Here is an 18,930-nt window from a genome sequence, read left to right on the forward strand (position 1 = left end):
AGGGCAAGCGCGCAGCTCGTCCTAGAACACCACGCCCACGCGCGAGCCGCGCTTCCAGGCGATGCGGCAGCGCTTCTTGGTGTTGACGTGCAGCAGCTCGAACCGGTCGGGGATCGTCACCTGCCCGCCGAGATCGACGCAGGCCCCGCCGGGCGAGTAGTCGATCAGCGTGCAGGGGATCACCGGCGCGCGCGGGTCGGTGATGATCTTGGCCTGGCGGGACACCAGGCCGGAAGGTTTGACGCGGGCATGTCGGCGCGGATGCATTGGCACTCTCCTCCAATTTCCGCGAACGGCGCGGGTGGCAGGCTCCGATGATGCGGAGGGAGTTGATGCGATCCGGCTAAGGCGCGGCGGAGAATTTTAATGAAAAGTAGCGGCGAATGGAGAAAGCGGCGGTAGCGGGCTCCCACCCTCCCCTGGAGGGGGAGGGTAAGCGCGCTCAGACTGCCTCCGTCTCCTCCACCATTCCCACCCCCGGCGCCACCGGCATCGGCACCGTCACATAATCCTTCGGCAGGTTCACCGGTCGGTAGCCCGGCTCCACCGCCATCCGCTTCAGCACGCTCTCATGCACATGCGCGCCTTCGGCGATGACGCGCGGCTCGCAATCGGGGATGTAGAAGCCGAGCACGACCGTCCTGTCCGGCCATTCCTTGTACTTCGCGCTCTTCGGTACGTATTCCAGCACGCGCCAGAGCGCCGTCATCGAATTGTGCAGCTCGCCGGTCTTGCCGGTGTAGGCGGGTGCGACGTACTTGAAAGGGCTGTTCTTGCGCTGCACGCCCCAGGCCAGCTGGTTCACGGTGCGCGGGTTGAAGTTCAGCCCGGCCTTTTCCGCCTCCTCGATCATCCAGATCAGCGGATATTTCGATTCGCCGCTCTCGGCCTCGGCATAGCCGCCGCCGACGTCGCAATGCACGCCGGCGAACCACACCTGCAGAATGTCCTGCGGCTCCTTCTTCTCGTCGGGCACGTAGCGGTTGCGCCAATATTCCTGCGGCTCCTCGTACTCCTTGAGGCGGAACATGCAGCGCCGCTCGTCGATCGCGATCGCCTGCCGGAAGATCTTGACGCTCGGATTGCGCAGCGTGAAGGCGAGCTCCTCCAGGCTGAACACGAAGAAGAAATTGTCGCGCCGCGGCACGATCACGCTCGCCACCGTGTCCCAGACGCCGATGAAGTGGATGGTCGGCCAGCGCGTCGAGGTGATGCGCGCGAACTGCGCGGCGAGGTCGAATTCGTCCTTCGGCAGCGGCCCCTGGTCGTCGAAGTCGACGTCCTTGAGGTCCTCGATGTCGTTGCCGCGCCCGGTGCCGGAATATTGCTTGTAGGCGACGAGGCCCGAGCCCGCGAGGTTCGCCTGCTCCGGCGAGATCAAACCGATTTTGTGGATCAGCCCCGCCAGCACGCGAACCGTGTAGGCACCGCGCGAAAAACCGAACAGATAGATCTTGTCGCCGGGCGCGTAATGCTCGACCAGGAAGCAATAGGCCGAGAGCACGTTGTCATCGAGCCCGTAGCCGGTGGCGAGCCCCAGCACCAGATTGACGTTGGCCTTGAGCCGATGCCACGTCGTCGGCTCCGTGACCGTGCCGACCCCGGGATCGTAAAACACCATCTGCCGCGGCTGCGTCTTGTCGGTCTTGCGCAGGCAACGATAGAGCTTCAGGACGTTGGAGATGTTCTCCGAGATCTCGTTGCCGGTGCCGTCACAGCAGATGACGAGGTTTTTCGGCTCGGATTTGTGGTCGGTTTTGGCTTCGTGCCCCACGGTATGCCCCTCACGGTGATGCTACCGGGGCGAGTATAACGGAAAAGCGCGACGGGGAAGAGACGGTGGTGGCGCTTCCCCTCTCCCCTTGTGGGAGAGGGGGATCAATCGCGCTCCGCGCGATTGAGACGGGTGAGGGGTCTCTCTCCACGCGTGAATCTCTCGCGTGAGAATTCCGGGAAACAACCCCTCATCCGCCTTGCCTTCGGCAAGGCACCTTCTCCCACAAGGGGAGAAGGGAAGGCAGCGCGCGCCGCTTCTATCCGCCCCCTACTTCTTCTTCCCCTGACCGATCTCCGGCTGCCAGTTGGCCTCCTTGCGGCTCGGGGCCGCGGCGATCGCCTTGGCCTTGTCCTTCTTCGGTTTCTTGATCTCGCGGTTGCTGCGTTGCTGTCCCTTGGCCATGTCGCTCTCCTCTGATGTCCTGAGTTCATCGGGCTCGTCCGACCATCGCGCGTACGGCTCCAGCCGGAACGAGCAAGCGTACGAGAAGCAGAAGAAACGGCGGAACGATCATCGGCGGCGCGATCCGCCGGAGCAAAACCGGGGCATGATTCGCGCCTGCCTGTGCGTGGCGGGAGCGCGCGCAGCCCTCGGTCACCGGTCGATGCCGCAACTCCAAGCGGTGACGCGATCGAGCGTACGCCTGCACCGCGCCGATGGCGAGGGCTAAAACGCCCCGCGCGAACGCGCCCGCCCGCCAGGCCCGACGAGCGCGAAGCCCGGTTCATCCGCCTGGCGCGACCGCATCCGCGGCTCCATTTGCTGCATCGGCTGTGGACATTAACCACTTGTTAACCATGCCGTCGCCTAATGAGGACGATTGGGGGTCACCATGTCGGCCCATCTGACGCGAATGAAGTTGATGCCTGCTTCGGCCGAACCAGCCATGGCTTCGGCTGCGAGGCTGGCTGTTCGCGCCAGGGCCGTCCTACAGGCCAAATCGGCCGTCCTACGGAGCCATGCCATGTTCGGAAAGGACGACTTAGTGGACAATCTCAGTCGCGATCTCGATCGTGCGCGCGGACGACGCGATGCGCTTGCATCCGAAGCTGCGACCCTGACGGCTCAGATCGCCGAAATCGAAACCCGCCTTTCGGAAGAGAAGACCAGGCGGGAGCGTGAACGCGTCCTCGGCGAAATCGAAGCCATAAAGACCCGAATCAAGCAGGCTGGGAGCGCGTTTACACCTGTCGTCGACGGTCTCTGCAAGGCGATCCAGCATGCTTCGGCCGTCGTGCCCGAGGCCCGCGAGCTCAACAGCTTCCTGGTGTCGGTGGCGGCCGAGATCGACAACGTCATCGATCCCCTGCTGCGCGAGCTGGATCAGCGCGCGGATGCGGTGCGAGCCGGCCACGCTGCACCTGAAATCCAGGCTTCGGCGGATGAGGGGGCCTTCGTACCGGCCGTGGAACTGCCGAAGGACACCAACGATCGCCTGCTCCGTTTCCCGGCCTGGCTGTCTCGCGACAAGGAGCCGGAGAAAAAGGAACCGGCGGAGAGCCCGCGCAGCACGGCTGCGTGAATCAGCGGCGCGCTGCGCTCCTCAAGAAGGTCGCCTGCGGCCATCCTTCGAGACGCCCGCCTAACGGCGGGCCCTCAGGATGAGGGCGGAGTGCTTAGCAGCAATTTCTACAGGCAAAGATGCCGCCTAGCCTCATCCTGAGGAGACCGCAAAGCGGTCGTCTCGAAGGACGAGGCGCTCGCTCAGGCTCCCGCCATGACGTCATATGCGATAGCCCTACCCGCAAGCGGGAGAGAGGGCGCACCGCGTGCCCTCCTCGCGATCCGCTCAGTTGGCGGCGCGGCGCAGGAAGGCCGGGATATCGAGCAGGCTTTCGTCGGCCACGTTGCGCGGAGCTGAGCGGCCGTAGGGATCGAGCGTCTGGGCAGCTGCCTGGCGCGCATAGTCCGGATTCGGCCTTGCCGGTTGGCCTGCGGGCCCGCCGGCCGCCGGGCGGAGCGGCGGGCTGTCCACCTGCGGAAGCGGCGCACTGCGCTCGATGCGATCGGCGATGCGGCGGCTGTCGTTGCGCAGCTTGCCGGCGAGTTGCGTGAGCGAGGTTTCCGCCACTGGCGTCTGCAGCGCCGGATCGACATTGTCGATGCCGGTCGCCACCACCGAGACGCGGACGATGCCTTCGAGGCTTTCGTCGAACGACGCGCCGACGATGATGTTGGCGTCCGGGTCGGCCTCGTCGCGAATGCGGGTGGCGGCTTCGTCGACCTCGAACAGCATGAGATCCCGGCCGCCGGTGATGGAGATGATGAGGCCGCTGGCGCGCTTGATCGAGGGGTTCTCGATCAGCGGATTGGAGATTGCGGCGACCGCAGCGGCGAGCACGCGTTTCTCGCCGGACGCTTCGCCCCGTCCCATCATCGCCTTGCCCTTCTCCCGCATCACGGAGAGCACGTCGGCGAAGTCCAGATTGATCAGGCCTTCCTTGACGATGAGGTCGCTGATGCAGGCCACGCCCGAATAAAGCACCTGGTCGGCAAGGGCAAAGGCATCGGCGAAGGTGGTCTTGTTGCTGGCCACCCGGAACAGGTTCTGGTTCGGGATGATCAGAAGCGTGTCGACCGTCTTCAGCAGCTCCTCGATGCCGGCTTCGGCAAAGCGCATGCGGCGCTGGCCCTCGAAGTAGAACGGCTTGGTGACCACGCCGATCGTGAGGATGCCGAGCTCGCGCGCGGTCCTGGCGATGATGGGGGCCGCCCCGGTGCCGGTGCCGCCGCCCATGCCGGCGGTCACGAACACCATGTGCGCGCCGACCAGATGTTCGCGGATCGTGTCGATCGCCTCCTCGGCCGCGGCGCGTCCCAATTCGGGCTGCGAGCCGGCGCCGAGGCCTGCGGTCACCTGTGTACCGAGCTGGATGAGGCGCGGCGCCTTCGACATCGCAAGCGCCTGCGCGTCGGTATTGGCGACGACGAAGTCGACCCCTTCCAGCCCGGCCGTGATCATGTTGTTGACGGCGTTGCCGCCGGCGCCGCCGACCCCGAACACGACGATGCGCGCCTTCATCTCGCGAATATCTGTAGTGCCAGTCATTCTGTCCTCGCGGTTGCTCCGGCGCGCCGGGATAGAGAAAGGTTCAAGTGCTACCTGCTGGCAGCGCGGTCTGCTTGCACGATGGAAGCGGCCAGACGTCCCAATCGATGCGCGGCCTGTCCCGCGATCGAGCCGCCGGCCTGTCGGCCGGTCCGCAGCGCCGCCACTTCGTCTTCCAGCCGTGCCGCCCACGCATTGGCGGCCTTCGTCTCGGCGGCCGCCTGCAGTAGCTCGGCCGCCAGGCGATCGGCGCGCTCGTGCTCGCGCTCGAAAACCGCCCGATAGCCGGCTGCAACGGCTTCGAGCCGCGCGATCTCCGCCTTGAATGCCTCGATCTTGATGGCCTCGATCTCAGCCATGGAGGCATCGATCTCGACCGGCTCGATCCTGGCGATGGGGGCATCGACCTGGCCTGCCTGGCGGCGACGCCGCGGGCGGGGCGTGTAACGGAGTTCGGAGAGATCAACGCTCACCAGGGCCTTGCCGTCATCCGAACGCGAGCGCGGCCAGCCGCGTCGCCTGGCCAACGAACGCGCGGCCTCGCGCGAGATATCGAGGCGGGTACTGAGATCGGCATACGTCAACAACGCAACGCACATCGGCGCTTCTCCTGGAGCGAACCGGGAAGGCATTTCGGGCTAATGGTGGCTGGACGATGAGTCGAAGCTAGGCTGCGTTGGTTAACGGACGGTTAACGCGCGAGGGGTGTTGTTTACGGGTGGCGGCGCCGGATCGGCCCGGGGGCCGCAGGACACCATCCGCCGCGGCTTTACGTCCTGTCGGTCTACCGCAGGCAGCGACAGAGCTTCAGGACGTTGGAGAAGTTCTCCGAGATCTCGTTGCCGGTGCGGTTACAGCAAATGACGAGGTTTTCGGTGAGGTGTTGGTTATGCGGTCGCGCTCCACGGTATGCCGGTGATGCTGCCCAGGCGAGTGTATCGAAAAAGGGGAAGTGTTCGTCGAATCTAGCCGCTGTCTTCTTGAATTCGGACCCTTTGGGTCTGCGAAACTTCCTCTACCAAGAGAAGCAAGAACCGCAGCAAATTGTTGTCGCGCAGGTTATAACTTCCGTCGGACCAGCGTCGTATTCTGACATTCTCGTCCGGCTCCACCAGCGCTACCATTCGGAAGGTACAAGAGCTTGGCCACGCCACTCCTCTGTTAGAGCGACTCCCGGAAGGTCACCCCAAACTCCCTCATCCGCGTGATCAAGCACGATAATCTGAAGGCGGCCGCCGGCCGCTTCCGCTTCCCGCCCCAACAGGGCAAACACCTTGCGGACAGCTACAATGTCTTGATCTCGCAGAGTGAACCCCTCTGCCGTATCGTCGCTCGCGGTGCGTTTCGGAAAGTAAACTTGGCTTGGTTGATCGTAGACTAAAAAGCCCGGCACGAAATGTTGAGGTTCGGTCAGGAAGAACTTCTGTAGAGCAAGTGTGATGCTAATATGATACGCGAGCCAGTTTGCGCCACTGCCGATCTCCCAAAGATAGTCGTCTCGGCTGCCGCGAATTACCTTCACGGTAAGGTCCTCAATTATGAGTCTAACCGGAGCGTCAGGCCATTCGGCGTCAAGCTGAGGGACCATTTGGCTGGTCATACTTTCAACTCTGGCAAGAGCGTTGTTTAGCTTGCGACGAATCTCCGCTTCGGAAATGATCTTCTGAAGATCTTCGATTTGCTTTCGAAGTGTGGCGATCTCTGTACGCAAGTCCGACGATTGGTCGGCGCGATCATACAACTGCAGTGCTTGCTCAAGACGTCCTAAGAAACGTTCGATCCGATCGAAATGGTCAGTAGCTCTACGTGCAGTCTCGGAATCTCGCTCTAAGCTAGAAATCTCATTCCGAGTTTCGTTTAGCCGACTAAGTACCTCCTCCGTGGCCGATCGCTGTCTGAGCATTTCTTTGTCTAGCGTGCCTGATACACTTGGGAGAGACTTAAGTCTTACATCCAGAGCGTCCAGATTGTCGCAAAGCTTCACGAGCTTGTCTCTATCGCCTCCACTAAGCTCAGCAATGGGATTGTCAGATTTGTCGTCAACCAAGCCGCGAATCCAGCTGGCGAGGGCAAGTCGATCGCGCTGCACGTGCATTGATCCGGCATAGAATTCGCTGCTCTCATGAAGTCGTCGAAGCTCATTCAGTCGTTGCCGATGTTCGTGAAGCTTTTCCGCTAGCTCGCTCTCTCTCGATCTTAGCGTCTCCAACCTTTTCAAGGTTACGTCGATTCCTGCGAGCGAGGGTCTTGCATTGGTGGCTTTGTCGGTAACTACCTCTCGAAGTAGATCTACGATATTTGCCCAATCCGGAGGGATAGTCTCGTTTGCGGCTAGCAGCCCAAGTTCGATCGCCTGCCTCAACCACCCCTGCGCCTCCGACTGCCATGCGGAGCTAGCTGAAGCTATCGCTCTCATTTCTGCTTCTTTGCGTCGCAAAATGCGATTGAGTCGATCTAATTCAAATCTGGCTTGTAGAATTGCACCTGTAACAGCGCCCAGGACATAAGGAAAAATAGTTTTTAGCTTCTCGCGATGCTCGGTAGTGTCTGCCTTGAAGAACATAACGTCTGGATTTGCGACGATGTTCTGTGGCTGAAACGTAAATGCCATAAGGTCGCGAAAGCTTGGCCGCGCTTTGTATCCGCTCTCCGAGTTTGGATCGAATTCTAGGTTGGTTAGGGTGGCTACCCGATTGAGCGCGTTCTTGACGAAGTCGAGGTTAGCGTTCTTGCCCTCTATGCGATCGGGGATGTTTACTTCGCGACCTTCCAGAAAATACATATCTCCGGTGCTCTGTTGGTCGCCGGGTTCGCGTCTAGCTAAGAGCTTTAGGCCCTCTACGGTTTCGATAACGATTCCGAACCATCCGCACTTTTCGCGAATTACGCCTACAGGTATGGCGCACCTGTCGGAGCACAAACAATAGTCAATGATTGGAATGACTGCTGATTTTCCTGTTTTCGATGCGCCGCTGATAACGTTTACGACGCCGTGCTTAAAACCGACAACCCTTGGAGGGTTGTTTGTGCGAGGCCACAGTATGAGCTTGCGAATCTGAAAATACATCAGAACTCCACCGCCAAAATCGAGCCGACTTGCTGAAAGCTCAGCTGTGAGAACCAAAAGCCGACTTTCTCCGCTGCTCCGGAAAATGCTTTAATTCGCTCTGGAAGTTTTGGATTTCGCGCGCCGTCCCCCAATCCATTTGCGCGAATAGTGGTTGACGCATAGTCAAGCGTTAATAGGCGCTGGCTAATGCCTAGGCCAACCGATTGCAAAGTGAGAGGGCGAAGTGCAAGGGCGCGGTCATGTACGGCGAGAAGATTTTCTCGTTCCTTGCCTAGCTTTGCTGCAAACAGTGCAAGTCCTGATGGTTTCAGAGTCGAGCTAACAATATCTAGAGTCGGTCGATGAAGCAGAAGTGGCAAAACTAGGAAGGACAGCGGAAATAGCGGATTGCGGCCATCTTCCGCTTGGTATCCAAGCCCAAATCGCCAAAGAACATATGCACCCAAGGCTGGATTTTGGATGATCTCAATTTCGTCCAATGGTCGCGAGCTTGGCACTTAGAATCAATCCTCGTTTGGTCCGAGTAGTGCTTCGTACTCTGGATGCCAGCCTAATCGCTTGGCGTCGGCTAAGGCATTGAAGCAGCCATGGACGAAATGCTCCGGGACTGCCCGGCCATCGATCGGAATTTGTAACTGGGCGCAGCGTCGGTAAATTGCGCGCCCTTGGCGGGCAGAGTCATTGAGCGGGGAGAGGTCCGCTACCTCGGTGGAGATGAGCCCGTGGCGCCACACAAGAGAATCATCGAATTCGCGTAAGCTTCCCTCGAAGACGAGTCCGGCTTCGGCCCAGCGGGTCTTATCAGAGGATGAACGAAGAAAGTCGCTAACGGCCCTCACTCGATCATCGTAGCTTGAGTCAATGATCTCAAGCTGTTGGATAAAAGTCGGACGCTGAATGAGAATAGCCGTGACCTCGCTTTCGTTGGGTTTTTCAGTGAGGGATGTCAGCAGGCCGGGAAGGTTGTTCCGCTGAACAAAGGCTATGAAGTTTGCCTTGAACCTGTCGCCATCTATCTTTGCTGCTTTTCCTTGCCGGATTAGTTCGTCGGCCTGCTCTTTGGCCATTCCGATCGCAGACTCACAAAGAACGTCTACCAACTCGGGGACAACCGTTGTCTTGATGAGCGCGCGCAGGCTCTCAAGTGGATCGGTTTCGCTAACAATTGCCAATCGAGTTATGATGGCGGTGCGCTCATCGTCGCTCGCTGAAAGAAAGCGCTGAACGTAAGGGGCGCAAGCCGACGGTTTCTTCTTCTTGAAGCTTAAAGCTACGGCGGCAGTCAGCTCTTCGACGTCCGCGTCTGAGTTGCAATCGTTTAGTGCCTGGGCCAAAGAGCCTGTGTGGAGAGGGGAAACGTAGATCCGAAATTGACACTTGTTAGGGTCAATTGTCCTACTTGCCGCGCTGTCGAGCCAATTGGCGATCGCCTTCCAAAGGTCCGCAGCCCAATCCGACAGCGGGTTTTGCTTAAGGGCACTTTTCGTCTGCTCTAGCGCGAGGGTCCGGTCGGCGTAATGGACAGCCACATCATCAAGCAGCTCTAAAGAGACTTGAGCTTCTCCGGGACAAGTCAGAAGGTGATAGCAGAGTCGAACCGGTTGGAGCGCGAAGCCCAAATATGGCCCGGGTGCAGCATGCTTTGCAGCCTTTACAGCAACGTTCATTCCGTCCTTGCTCTGTAGACCGAGACGTTTTTCTCCCTTTTCTTTTTATGCACGCCGCGGTTGATGGCCAATAAGGCTAAAGCATAGGCTGCGATTCGCAACGAGGGGAGTCCTCGCAATGAGACGCCGCAACCGTGGTGCACAACAAAAACGGCCGGATCTTCCGATCCGGCCGTCAACGCAAAACTCTACTGGCTAAGCCTACGCCACGCGACGCAACCTAGCCCCCGCCCGATTTCAAAATTGGATTAGCTGGCCTTCTTGACCGGCGCGTCGCCGACCTTCTTCTGGATGGCGCGCTTCAGCTCGAGGGCGCGCGGCGACAGCAAGTCGGCCTTGGCCTTGAGCAGGAAGGCATCGAGGCCGCCATTGTGGTCGACGCTCTTGACCGCATTGGTCGAGACGCGCAGGCGCACGTTGCGCTCCAGGGCTTCGCTCATGAACGTCACGTTGACGAGGTTCGGCAGGAAGCGGCGCTTGGTCTTGATGTTGGAGTGGCTGACCTTGTGGCCGACGAGGGGGCCCTTGGCCGTCAGTTCGCAGCGGCGAGACATCTCTAAAATCCTTGTCCTGTCCCCCAACGGGTTGCGGCCGCCATTCTGGGCGCCACGGGGGCTAATTCTCTGTCCTTGCAGGGAGCGGGCGGACGTATAGGGGGGAAGGGGCGGGTAGTCAAGGTTTTGGGCAGGTTTCTTGCCCCACGGCAGGCGTCATCGCCCGGCTCGCCGCCTTCGCCGAAGCTTCGGCGGCCGAGCGCCCCCGTGGGCCCGGCGTAGCCTTGGCGGAGCCGGGACCGGGCGATCCAGTACGCCGAGGCGCCTGCGATGACCAGAGGGGCCGCGGCGTACTGGATGCCCCGGCCAAGCCGGGGCATGACGGCGGAGGAGGCGGGGTGAGGTGCGCTCTCCTGACCCACCCCGATCACAAAAACGGCAATGATTAGCGCGCCTTACCATCACATAAAGGGCGTATTCGCACACGAATAGTCCGGTGGAGTTCCGCAAAGCTCACGCCCGGACTCATTGTTTGACCCAGTTTTTGGCTTAAGTAACAACCGTTCGCGCCCCGATTGGATTGTTTCGTGCTCACATCTTTTCGACATCTGCCCCGGCGGCACTCCGCCGGCCGGCTGGCCTTCGCGGCCCTTTGCGGGCTGGTCGTGGCCTGGGGGGCGGATCCCGTCGCGGCGCAGGGCAAACTCGAGGCGCAGTATGAGGCGACGCTGGCCGGCATTCCCGTCGGCAAGGGCGCCTGGAACATCGACATCGGCGACGACGTGTTCGCGGCCGCGGCCTCGGGCGGCACCACGGGGCTGCTGAAATCCTTCGCGGGCGGGTCCGGCACCGGCGCCTCGCAGGGGCGCGTCGTCAACGGCGCGCTGGTCGCGACCGGCTACCAGGCCTCCACCACCACCTCGAAGAAGACCGAAGAGATCCGCATCACGCTCGACAAGGGCAATGTGAAGGAGTTCGGCATCGTGCCGGAGCCGCCTGTCGATGCCGACCGCATCGTCGTCACCGACGCGCATCGTCGCGGCGTCTGGGACCCGATGACGGCCTCGCTGCTGCGCGTGCCCGGCACCGGCGATCCCGTGACGCCGGACGCCTGCCACAACGCCGCCCCGGTGTTCGACGGCCGCATGCGCTACGACCTCAAGCTCGATTTCAAGCGCATGGAGACGGTGAAGGCGGAGAAGGGCTACAAGGGCCCGGTCGTGGTCTGCTCGCTCTATTTCGTGCCCGTCGCCGGCTACATCCCCGACCGCCCCGTGATCAAATACCTCGCCGCCCAGCGCAACATCGAGATCGCGTTCGCCCCTGTGGCCGGCACGCGGATTTTGGTTCCGTTCTGGCTGAAAGTGCCGACGCCGTTGGGCCCGGCGATGCTGGAAGCCACCAGCTTCATCACCTCCCCCCAGCCGCCACGGGTCGCCAAGACGCAGTAAGGCCCTGCCGCCGTAGCCCGGATGAGCGAAGCGATATCCGGGACTGCGACCGAGACGGAAGCCCCGCATGTCGCTTTGCTCATGCGGGCTACGACCCGCCTCTAAGGCTGAAAAATAAGTCAAACAAAATCAATGACTTGCCTACTGTGCATGGGGTTGTTTTCACGAATATGAGTTCGGGCGTCGGCTGCCGGGAATCCATTTGACTCCACCCCAATTCTGATTCGACTCCGCGCCGTCCCCAATTTTAAGGAACCGGTCATCGAAACGCCGCTTGTGCGGCAGGGCAAAACTCCATCTAGTGCGAAAATAATACGAGCCCCGCGACATGTTGCGTGAACGGAACGGGACTCAACGGGGAGTCAGCGATTCGGCCGCGATTCGTTCTAGAGTCGTTCCGAAGCTTAAGGCCAACGGGAAAAGCGTCGCAAAGTGAGACAGTTGCGCGGGATTTTTGGGGATGCCCCCACACACTCCGCTGTCATGCCCCGGCTTGACCGGGGCATCCAGTACGCCGCTGCTTCTCGGCCCTGCCACAACCGCTTCGGCGTACTGGATCGCCCGGTCGAGCCGGGCGATGACAGCTGTGGGGGCGGCGGCCATGGAGCGTTCGGAGACATGGCCGACACTCACCAGCCCCCGCAACGCCCCATACAGCACTGACATTCGCCCAAATCGCCACTACCTAATCCCCAGACATGGCCTTCTCTTCCTCCCCCTTCGCTTCCGAGCGCGCGCCCGGCGCTGGCGTCACTGCGGTGCTCGGGCCGACCAACACCGGCAAGACCCATCTCGCCATCGAGCGGATGCTGGCGCATCCCTCGGGGATGATCGGGCTGCCGCTGCGGCTGCTCGCGCGCGAGGTCTACAACAAGATCGCAGCCCGGGTCGGCAGCGAAGCCGTCGCGCTCGTGACCGGCGAGGAGAAGATCAAGCCGAAATCGCCGCGCTACTGGGTCTCCACCGTCGAGGCGATGCCGCGCGACCTCGATGTCTCCTTCCTCGCCGTCGACGAGGTCCAGATCGCATCTGATCTGGAGCGCGGCCACGTCTTCACCGACCGCATCCTCAACCGCCGCGGCCGCGACGAGACGCTGCTCTTGGGCGCCGCCACGATGCGCCCGATCATCGAGCGGCTCTTGCCCGGCGTGTCCATGATCACGCGGCCGCGCCTGTCGCAGCTGGAATTCGCCGGCGATCGCAAGATCACGCGCCAGCCGCGCCGCACCGCCATCGTCGCCTTCTCCGCCGACGAGGTCTACGCCATCGCCGAGCTGATCCGCCGCCAGCATGGCGGCGCCGCCGTGGTGCTGGGATCGCTCAGCCCTCGCACACGGAACGCTCAGGTCGAGATGTTCCAGAACGGCGACGTCGATTATCTCGTCGCCACCGACGCCGTCGGCATGGGCCTCAATCTCGACGTCGACCACGTCGCCTTTGCCTCCGACCGCAAGTTCGACGGCTACCAGTTCCGCCGCCTGACGCCGTCCGAGTTCGCGCAGATCGCCGGCCGCGCCGGCCGCGCCACGCGCAACGGCACTTTCGGGACCACAGGCCGCTGCGCGCCGTTCGAGCCTGAGCTGGTCAACGCGCTCCAGAACCACACCTTCGACCCCGTGAAGATGCTGCAATGGCGCAATTCGAAGCTGGATTTTTCCTCCCTCGGCGCGCTCCAGGTGTCCCTGAACCTCGCCCCCGGCCATGAGGCGCTGACGCGCGCGCCGATCGCCGAGGACATGCGCGTGCTCGACCACGCCGCCCGCGACGTCGAGGTGCGCGACGTCGCGCATGGCAAGGCGGCGGTGGAGCGTCTCTGGGAGGCCTGCCAGGTCCCGGACTACCGAAAGCTGTCGCCGGCCGCCCATGCCGAGCTCGTCACCACGCTCTACGGCTTCCTGATGCAGAAGGGATGCATTCCCGATGCCTGGTTTGCCGCCCAGGTCGACCAGGCCGACCGCATCGACGGCGACATCGACACGCTGTCGGCCCGGATCGCGCAGATCCGCACCTGGACCTTCGTCGCCAACCGCCCGGACTGGCTGAAAGACCCCGAACGCTGGCAGGGGATCGCGCGGGAGGTCGAAAATAAATTATCGGATGCGCTCCACGAACGCTTGACTGAGCGTTTCGTTGATCGCCGGACCAGTGTATTGATGCGCCGCCTGCGGGAGAACACGAGCTTGAATACGGAAATCGGCAAGACCGGCGAAGTCATCGTCGAAGGCCATGTCATCGGCCGCCTCGACGGCTTCACCTTTGCACCGGATGCGGCGGAAGCCGGCTCCGACGCGAAAGCCTTGCAGGCTGCAGCGCAAGCGGTGCTCGCCGGCGAGATCAACGCGCGCGCCGAGAAACTGGGCAATGCGCCGGACGATCAGTTCGTGCTGACGTCGGAAGGCACCATCCGCTGGACCGGCGACGCCGTGGCGCGCCTGTCTGCCGCGGAGGACGCGCTGCATCCGCGCATCCGCATCATCTCGGACGAGCGCCTCACAGGTAGCCCCCGTGAGAAGGTGCAGGCCCGGCTCGAGCTCTGGCTCAAGACGCATATCGAGAAGCTGCTCGGGCCGATGTTCGAGCTGTCGAAGGCCGAGGACGTCACCGGCATTGCCCGCGGCATCGCCTATCAGCTCGTCGAGGCGCTCGGCGTGCTCGAGCGTCCGAAGATCGCCAACGAGCTGAAGGATCTCGACCAGCCCTCGCGCGCGGTCCTGCGCAAATACGGCGTCCGCTTCGGCGCCTATCACATCTATTTCCCCGGCCTGTTGAAGCCCGCCGGGCGTGCGCTGGCCGCGCTGCTGTGGGCGCTCAAGCAGGACAATGTCGATCTGTCGTCGCTGTCGGGCGCGCAGCATCTGGCATCTTCGGGCCGCACCTCGTTCCCGGTCGACAAGCAGCTGCCGCGCGATGCCTATCGCGTGCTCGGCTACAAGCAGGCCGGCGAGCGCGCCGTGCGCGTCGACATCCTGGAGCGCCTGGCCGACCTGATCCGGCCGGCGCTGGCCTGGCGCGAGAACTCGCCCGGCGAGAAGCCCGCCGGCGCGTTCGATGGCCGCAGTTTTGTGGTGACGCAGGCGATGACCTCGCTCACCGGCTCGGCCGGCGAAGATTTCGCCTCGGTGTTGCGCGCGCTCGGCTATCGCATGGACAAGCGTCCGCCGCTGCCGGTGAAGCCCGCGGCGCCTGCCGCTGCCGAGACGCCGGCTGCTGAAGTTTCTTCTGAGACGCCTGCGGCCGAGGAGGCCGCTGCCTCTGCAGAGACGGCCATCGAAGCCGCCGGCGAGCCTGTCACCGTCGAAGATGCGCCCGGGATGGAGCAGCACGACGAGGGAGCGCAGGAAGAGCCGGCGTTCGAAGCATCGCCAGATGCCCCCGTCACACCGGAAGACGCCCCCGGCATCGCGCCGCCGGCGGAAGAGCCTGCTGCGCCCGTCGAGGCTGTTGAGGCCGCGCCCGCCGAGGCCGCCGCGACGGAAGCCGCCGCATCGCCCGATGCCGCCGCGCCCGAGGCTGCCGCTGCGCCTGCCGAGCCCGAACTCGTCGAGGTCTGGCGTCCCGGCGGCCGTCACGAGGACCGCAAGCCGCGCCACGAGCGTCATCGCCATCAGCGTCACCACGGCCAGCGCCCGCAGGCCGGTGCCGAAGCAGCCGCCGCGCCCGCCGAAGGCGAAGCGGCGCAGGCCGCCGATGGCGAGAAGCGCGGCGAGCGCCATCGTCATGGCGGCGGTCGCAGAGATGGTGGGAGAGACTTCCGCAAGCCGCGCGAAGGTGGCGAGGGCGGCGAGCGCCGCGACGACCGGAACCGCAGTTTTCAGGGCAAGGATCGCGACAACAAGGATCGCGATCGCAACCGCGACAACAAGGGCAAGTTCGGCGGTGATCGCGACAAGGGCCGCGACAATCGTGGCCGCGACCGCGACAAGGGCCGTGACCGCCAGGGCGGCCCGTCGCTGCGTCCCTACGCATCGAGCGCGAATCCGCGCGAGCGCGATCGTCCCGCCGATCCGAACTCGCCCTTCGCAAAGCTCGCCGCGCTGAAAGAGCAGCTGTCCGGCCGCAAGGAGTGATCCCACGACGACCGAGCGGCAGCGCATCGACAAATGGCTCTGGCACGCGCGGGTGGTGAAGGCGCGCACCTCCGCGGCCGAGCTCGTCGTCACCGGCCACGTCCGCGTCAATGGTGAGCGCGAAAAGTCGCCGGGCCATGCGATCAAGATCGGTGACGTCATCACCATCGCGCTTGATCGCACCGTGCGGGTGCTGAAAGTCACCGCCTTCAACGAGCGCCGCGGCGATGCCGCCTCGGCCCGCGTGCTCTACGAGGAACTGAATGAAGCGAAGCGCAATTAATTGCGCATTGAATTCATTTCTTGGTCGATCAAACACATAAAGCCGTCATGATCGGCCGTTCCCGACCTTGCGGCGCCGGGCCATCCGCGCTACGCAAGCCGCGACTTTTAAAAGAGCTTTTCGGAGCGTTGGATGACTTACGTCGTCACTGAAAACTGCATCAAGTGCAAGTACACCGACTGCGTCGAGGTCTGCCCGGTCGACTGTTTCTACGAGGGCGACAACATGCTCGTCATCCATCCTGACGAATGCATCGACTGCGGCGTGTGCGAGCCGGAATGCCCTGCCGACGCCATCAAGCCGGACACGGAACCGGGCCTTGAAAAGTGGCTCCAGGTCAACGCCGACTACGCCAAGAGCTGGCCGAACATCACCCAGAAGAAAGAATCACCCCCGGACGCGAAGGAATTCGACGGTCAGGAAGGCAAGTTCGAGAAATATTTTTCTCCGAACCCCGGCTCCGGTGACTAAATTCCGGCGCAAACTTAACCCTAATACCTTCGTCAACGCCGAAAACCAGCCCTCAAGACCCCTAAATCATTGATTTTTGCGGGAAATGTGCTATATTGGGCACATTAAGCTGAACCCAGTCAGCCCAGTTGGCCCCGTTGGGTTCCCGTGAAACCAAATGTCGAAACAGGGGCGTGGCAGTTTCCGCGCGCAGGCTGTGTCACAGAAAACGCGTAAAAAGAGTACTTCAGCGAGGGCTTCCCATAAGGAGGCCAAAAAAGTCGCCGCGGCCAGCCGTAGCGCATCCAAGGGTCGGACCGCGACGAAGGCGCCGGCTGCAAAGTCCTCGAAGAACAAAAGAAGCGCAATGCCTAACAAGACTGCCAAACCGGCCGCGAAAGCGACCGTTGCCAAGCCTGCTGCTGCCAAGGCTCCCGCTGCCAAGCCCGCCGCGCCGAAGGCCCCTGTTGCTGCTGCTCCTGCCAAGGCTCCTGTGGTTGCCAAGCCGGCTGTGAAGGCCGCTGCGCCTGCGCCGAAGGTCGAGGAAAAGAAGGTCGTGACCCAGCGCCAGGGCTTCAAGGCCAACGAATTCGTCGTCTATCCCGCTCACGGCGTTGGCCAGATCCTGGCCATCGAGGAGCAGGAGATCGCCGGTGCGAAGCTCGAGCTGTTCGTCATCAACTTCATCAAGGACAAGATGACGCTGCGCGTGCCGACCGCCAAGGTCGCCAACGTCGGCATGCGCAAGCTGTCCGAGCCCGCGCTGGTGAAGAAGGCGCTGGAGACGCTGAAGGGCCGCGCCCGCGTCAAGCGCACCATGTGGTCGCGCCGCGCCCAGGAATACGAAGCAAAGATCAATTCGGGCGACATCGTCGCGATCGCGGAAGTCGTGCGCGACCTCTACCGCTCGGAATCGCAGCCGGAGCAGTCGTACAGCGAACGCCAGCTCTATGAAGCGGCGCTCGATCGTCTGTCCCGCGAGATCGCGGTCGTGCAGCACTCGACCGAGACCGAAGCGGTCAAGGAGATCGAGGCCCAGCTCGCCAAGAGCCCGCGCCGCACCAACGCCAAGGCGGAAGCCGCCGATGGCGAGGGCGAGACGGATGCCGACGGCGATACCGATGGCGACGACACCACCGTCGCCGACGAGGCCGCCTAAGCGCCTCTCGCGTCGATCGCAACCCATCAAAAGCCCGGCCGAAAGGCCGGGCTTTTTGTTTGACGCGCGCGGCGGCGGTCGGCTTGCCGCGGGACCCCGCGGGCCACGTCATATGGCGCGCGCAAGCTTTCCCGCTTTCCGGCCGAGCATTTCAAGGAAGGTCTGCTGCGCGGCCGTCAGCGGCTGGTCCCTGCGGTAGGTCAGGCCGATCGCGCGCGCGTTGGCGGGAAGCTCGACGGCGAGCGCCTTCAGTCCCTTCGCAAGGGTCTTCAGCTTTGCAGGCGAATAGGTCAGCAGGGCGACCACGTCGCTGTTCATGACCATCTGCTCGGCGAGCGCGAAGGTGACGATCTCGCAGGTCTGCGACGGCGGCGCCAGGCCTTGTCCGATCAGGAGCTCCTCGAAATAGCGGCGCGTCGGCGTGCCGTGCGGGGCGACGACCCAATTCTCGCCGACGAGATCCTTCAGCTTGCGGCGACCTTTTGCCAGGTGGTGATCCGCGCGCGCTATCACGGCGAAGAACTCGTCGAAGAGATGCCGCTCTTCGAGCACGTCGTAAGGCGGCGGTTCGCGCAGCGGGCCGATGACGAAATCCAGCTCGCCCTGCCGCAGGCCATCGATCAAGGCGGCGTAACTGCCGGTGACGGCCTGGAGCCGGACGTGCCGGTGACGGCTCAGCATCTCGCCGAACACCTTGACGACGACGTCCTGCTCGGAGAACGGCAGCAGGCCGACGGCAACGCGGCCCGTCACCTTGCCGGACAACGCCTCCAGCTGCTCCGGCAGCGTCATCACGTCCATCAGCAGCTTTGTGTGCAGGTCGGCCAGGATGACGGCGTCGCCAGTCGCCTTCATGCCGGCGCGCGTGCGTTCGAACGGCGGCCGGCCTGTTGCCGCGGCGATTTTGGCGAGCGCACGGCTGATGTCGGGCTGTGACCGCTCGAGATATTCGGCGGCGGCCGATACGCTGCCGGTCTTTCTGATCGCGCCGACGGCGCTGAGCAACTCCCAGGCGAGGTGATGGCCGAGATCGACAATGCGAGCGCCGGAAGCCTTGAGCGCCTCCTGTGCGGCCTGGATGCTCGACATCATGTGGCGGCAGCGCGCGATGACGATCTCGCCCTGCGAGGTCGGCTCCATGCCGGTCCAACCGCGCGCGAACAGCTGCTGGTGCAGTCTGCCTTCGACCTCCGCGATCGAACGCGACAGGCTGCTCTGGCTCGCGTTCAGCTGTTCGCTCGCGCGCGCAAGGCTGGCGTAGCTCGCCACCGCGCTGATGACGCGCACCTGCTTGATCGTGAGGAGAGGTGTCCGTTTCATGGATGCGTTGTGAAGGCCGGGGCGTCGCTACGCTCGGCATAATATTCACATTTTGCAAGGTCTATTTCAAAACCTGCATAATGGCGCCATGCACGATCCTGCTAGCTAGAGACCATAATCATCGCGACGCCGGCGTGCCGGCG

At 62.9% G+C, this 18,930-nt stretch carries 17 protein-coding genes; 6 read left to right on the forward strand and 11 right to left on the reverse strand.

The window, feature by feature from the left end; translation table 11 throughout:
- Window positions 1-21: 21 nt before the first annotated feature.
- The 3 genes from NLM15_RS03195 to NLM15_RS43460 form a co-directional block, all read right to left on the reverse strand.
- Window positions 22-267, reverse strand: coding sequence for a PilZ domain-containing protein (locus NLM15_RS03195; RefSeq protein ID WP_254115239.1), 246 nt, complete (start codon window positions 265-267; stop codon window positions 22-24).
- Between the two features lie 175 nt (window positions 268-442).
- Window positions 443-1,774, reverse strand: coding sequence for a DUF2235 domain-containing protein (locus NLM15_RS03200; RefSeq protein ID WP_254115240.1), 1,332 nt, complete (start codon window positions 1,772-1,774; stop codon window positions 443-445).
- Between the two features lie 270 nt (window positions 1,775-2,044).
- Window positions 2,045-2,179 (reverse strand): hypothetical protein, encoded by a 135-nt coding sequence (locus tag NLM15_RS43460; protein ID WP_256565378.1) that lies wholly within the window; start codon window positions 2,177-2,179, stop codon window positions 2,045-2,047.
- Window positions 2,180-2,609: 430 nt separating this feature from the next.
- Between NLM15_RS43460 and NLM15_RS03205 the strand changes: the two genes are divergently transcribed.
- Window positions 2,610-3,299 (forward strand): hypothetical protein, encoded by a 690-nt coding sequence (locus NLM15_RS03205; RefSeq protein ID WP_254115241.1) that lies wholly within the window; start codon window positions 2,610-2,612, stop codon window positions 3,297-3,299.
- Between the two features lie 267 nt (window positions 3,300-3,566).
- Here the strand turns inward: NLM15_RS03205 and ftsZ are convergent, their stop codons facing one another.
- The 6 genes from ftsZ to rpmB all read right to left on the reverse strand — a co-directional run bounded on the left by ftsZ (window position 3,567) and on the right by rpmB (window position 10,117).
- Entirely contained in the window at window positions 3,567-4,826 is a 1,260-nt protein-coding gene (gene ftsZ, locus NLM15_RS03210; RefSeq protein WP_254115242.1) for a cell division protein FtsZ, read from the reverse strand.
- Window positions 4,827-4,876: 50 nt separating this feature from the next.
- Window positions 4,877-5,425 (reverse strand): hypothetical protein, encoded by a 549-nt coding sequence (locus NLM15_RS03215; RefSeq protein WP_254115243.1) that lies wholly within the window; start codon window positions 5,423-5,425, stop codon window positions 4,877-4,879.
- A 518-nt stretch (window positions 5,426-5,943) separates the two neighbouring features.
- Window positions 5,944-7,893 carry a DUF3732 domain-containing protein gene (locus NLM15_RS03220; RefSeq protein ID WP_254115244.1) on the reverse strand — a complete coding sequence of 650 codons (1,950 nt, stop codon included), beginning with the start codon at window positions 7,891-7,893 and terminating at the stop codon, window positions 5,944-5,946.
- Entirely contained in the window at window positions 7,893-8,375 is a 483-nt protein-coding gene (locus tag NLM15_RS03225; protein ID WP_254115245.1) for a three component ABC system middle component, read from the reverse strand. The genes NLM15_RS03220 and NLM15_RS03225 overlap by 1 nt, the downstream gene beginning before the upstream one ends.
- Before the next feature lie 24 nt (window positions 8,376-8,399).
- The gene (locus NLM15_RS03230) at window positions 8,400-9,563 is read right to left on the reverse strand and encodes an ABC-three component system protein (protein WP_254115246.1); all 1,164 of its coding nucleotides are present in this window, start codon (window positions 9,561-9,563) and stop codon (window positions 8,400-8,402) included.
- A 248-nt stretch (window positions 9,564-9,811) separates the two neighbouring features.
- A complete protein-coding gene (gene rpmB, locus NLM15_RS03235; protein WP_254115247.1) occupies window positions 9,812-10,117 on the reverse strand; it encodes a 50S ribosomal protein L28 in 306 nt (101 codons plus the stop codon).
- 527 nt (window positions 10,118-10,644) lie between these two features.
- Between rpmB and NLM15_RS03240 the strand changes: the two genes are divergently transcribed.
- On the forward strand, window positions 10,645-11,508 hold the full coding sequence (locus NLM15_RS03240; RefSeq protein ID WP_375166806.1) for a DUF3108 domain-containing protein: 864 nt from the start codon (window positions 10,645-10,647) through the stop codon (window positions 11,506-11,508).
- 351 nt (window positions 11,509-11,859) lie between these two features.
- Here NLM15_RS03240 and NLM15_RS03245 read toward each other — a convergent pair whose 3' ends face one another.
- On the reverse strand, window positions 11,860-12,174 hold the full coding sequence (locus NLM15_RS03245) for a hypothetical protein (protein ID WP_254115248.1): 315 nt from the start codon (window positions 12,172-12,174) through the stop codon (window positions 11,860-11,862).
- Between the two features lie 32 nt (window positions 12,175-12,206).
- On the opposite strand from NLM15_RS03245, the gene NLM15_RS03250 reads away from it, so the two are divergent.
- From NLM15_RS03250 to NLM15_RS03265, 4 genes are all read left to right on the forward strand, one after another.
- Window positions 12,207-15,575, forward strand: coding sequence for a helicase-related protein (locus NLM15_RS03250; RefSeq protein ID WP_254115249.1), 3,369 nt, complete (start codon window positions 12,207-12,209; stop codon window positions 15,573-15,575).
- Between the two features lie 25 nt (window positions 15,576-15,600).
- On the forward strand, window positions 15,601-15,858 hold the full coding sequence (locus tag NLM15_RS03255; protein ID WP_309144961.1) for a S4 domain-containing protein: 258 nt from the start codon (window positions 15,601-15,603) through the stop codon (window positions 15,856-15,858).
- 132 nt (window positions 15,859-15,990) lie between these two features.
- Window positions 15,991-16,329 carry a ferredoxin FdxA gene (gene fdxA, locus NLM15_RS03260; RefSeq protein WP_014490375.1) on the forward strand — a complete coding sequence of 113 codons (339 nt, stop codon included), beginning with the start codon at window positions 15,991-15,993 and terminating at the stop codon, window positions 16,327-16,329.
- Between the two features lie 346 nt (window positions 16,330-16,675).
- A complete protein-coding gene (locus NLM15_RS03265; RefSeq protein WP_254115251.1) occupies window positions 16,676-17,467 on the forward strand; it encodes a CarD family transcriptional regulator in 792 nt (263 codons plus the stop codon).
- 108 nt (window positions 17,468-17,575) lie between these two features.
- Here the strand turns inward: NLM15_RS03265 and NLM15_RS03270 are convergent, their stop codons facing one another.
- Complete coding sequence (locus NLM15_RS03270) at window positions 17,576-18,787, reverse strand: LysR family transcriptional regulator (protein WP_254115252.1); 1,212 nt, start codon at window positions 18,785-18,787, stop codon at window positions 17,576-17,578.
- Window positions 18,788-18,930: the final 143 nt, after the last annotated feature.

It is taken from the genome of Bradyrhizobium sp. CCGB20 (assembly GCF_024199855.1).
Taxonomy (GTDB): Bacteria; Pseudomonadota; Alphaproteobacteria; order Rhizobiales; family Xanthobacteraceae; genus Bradyrhizobium.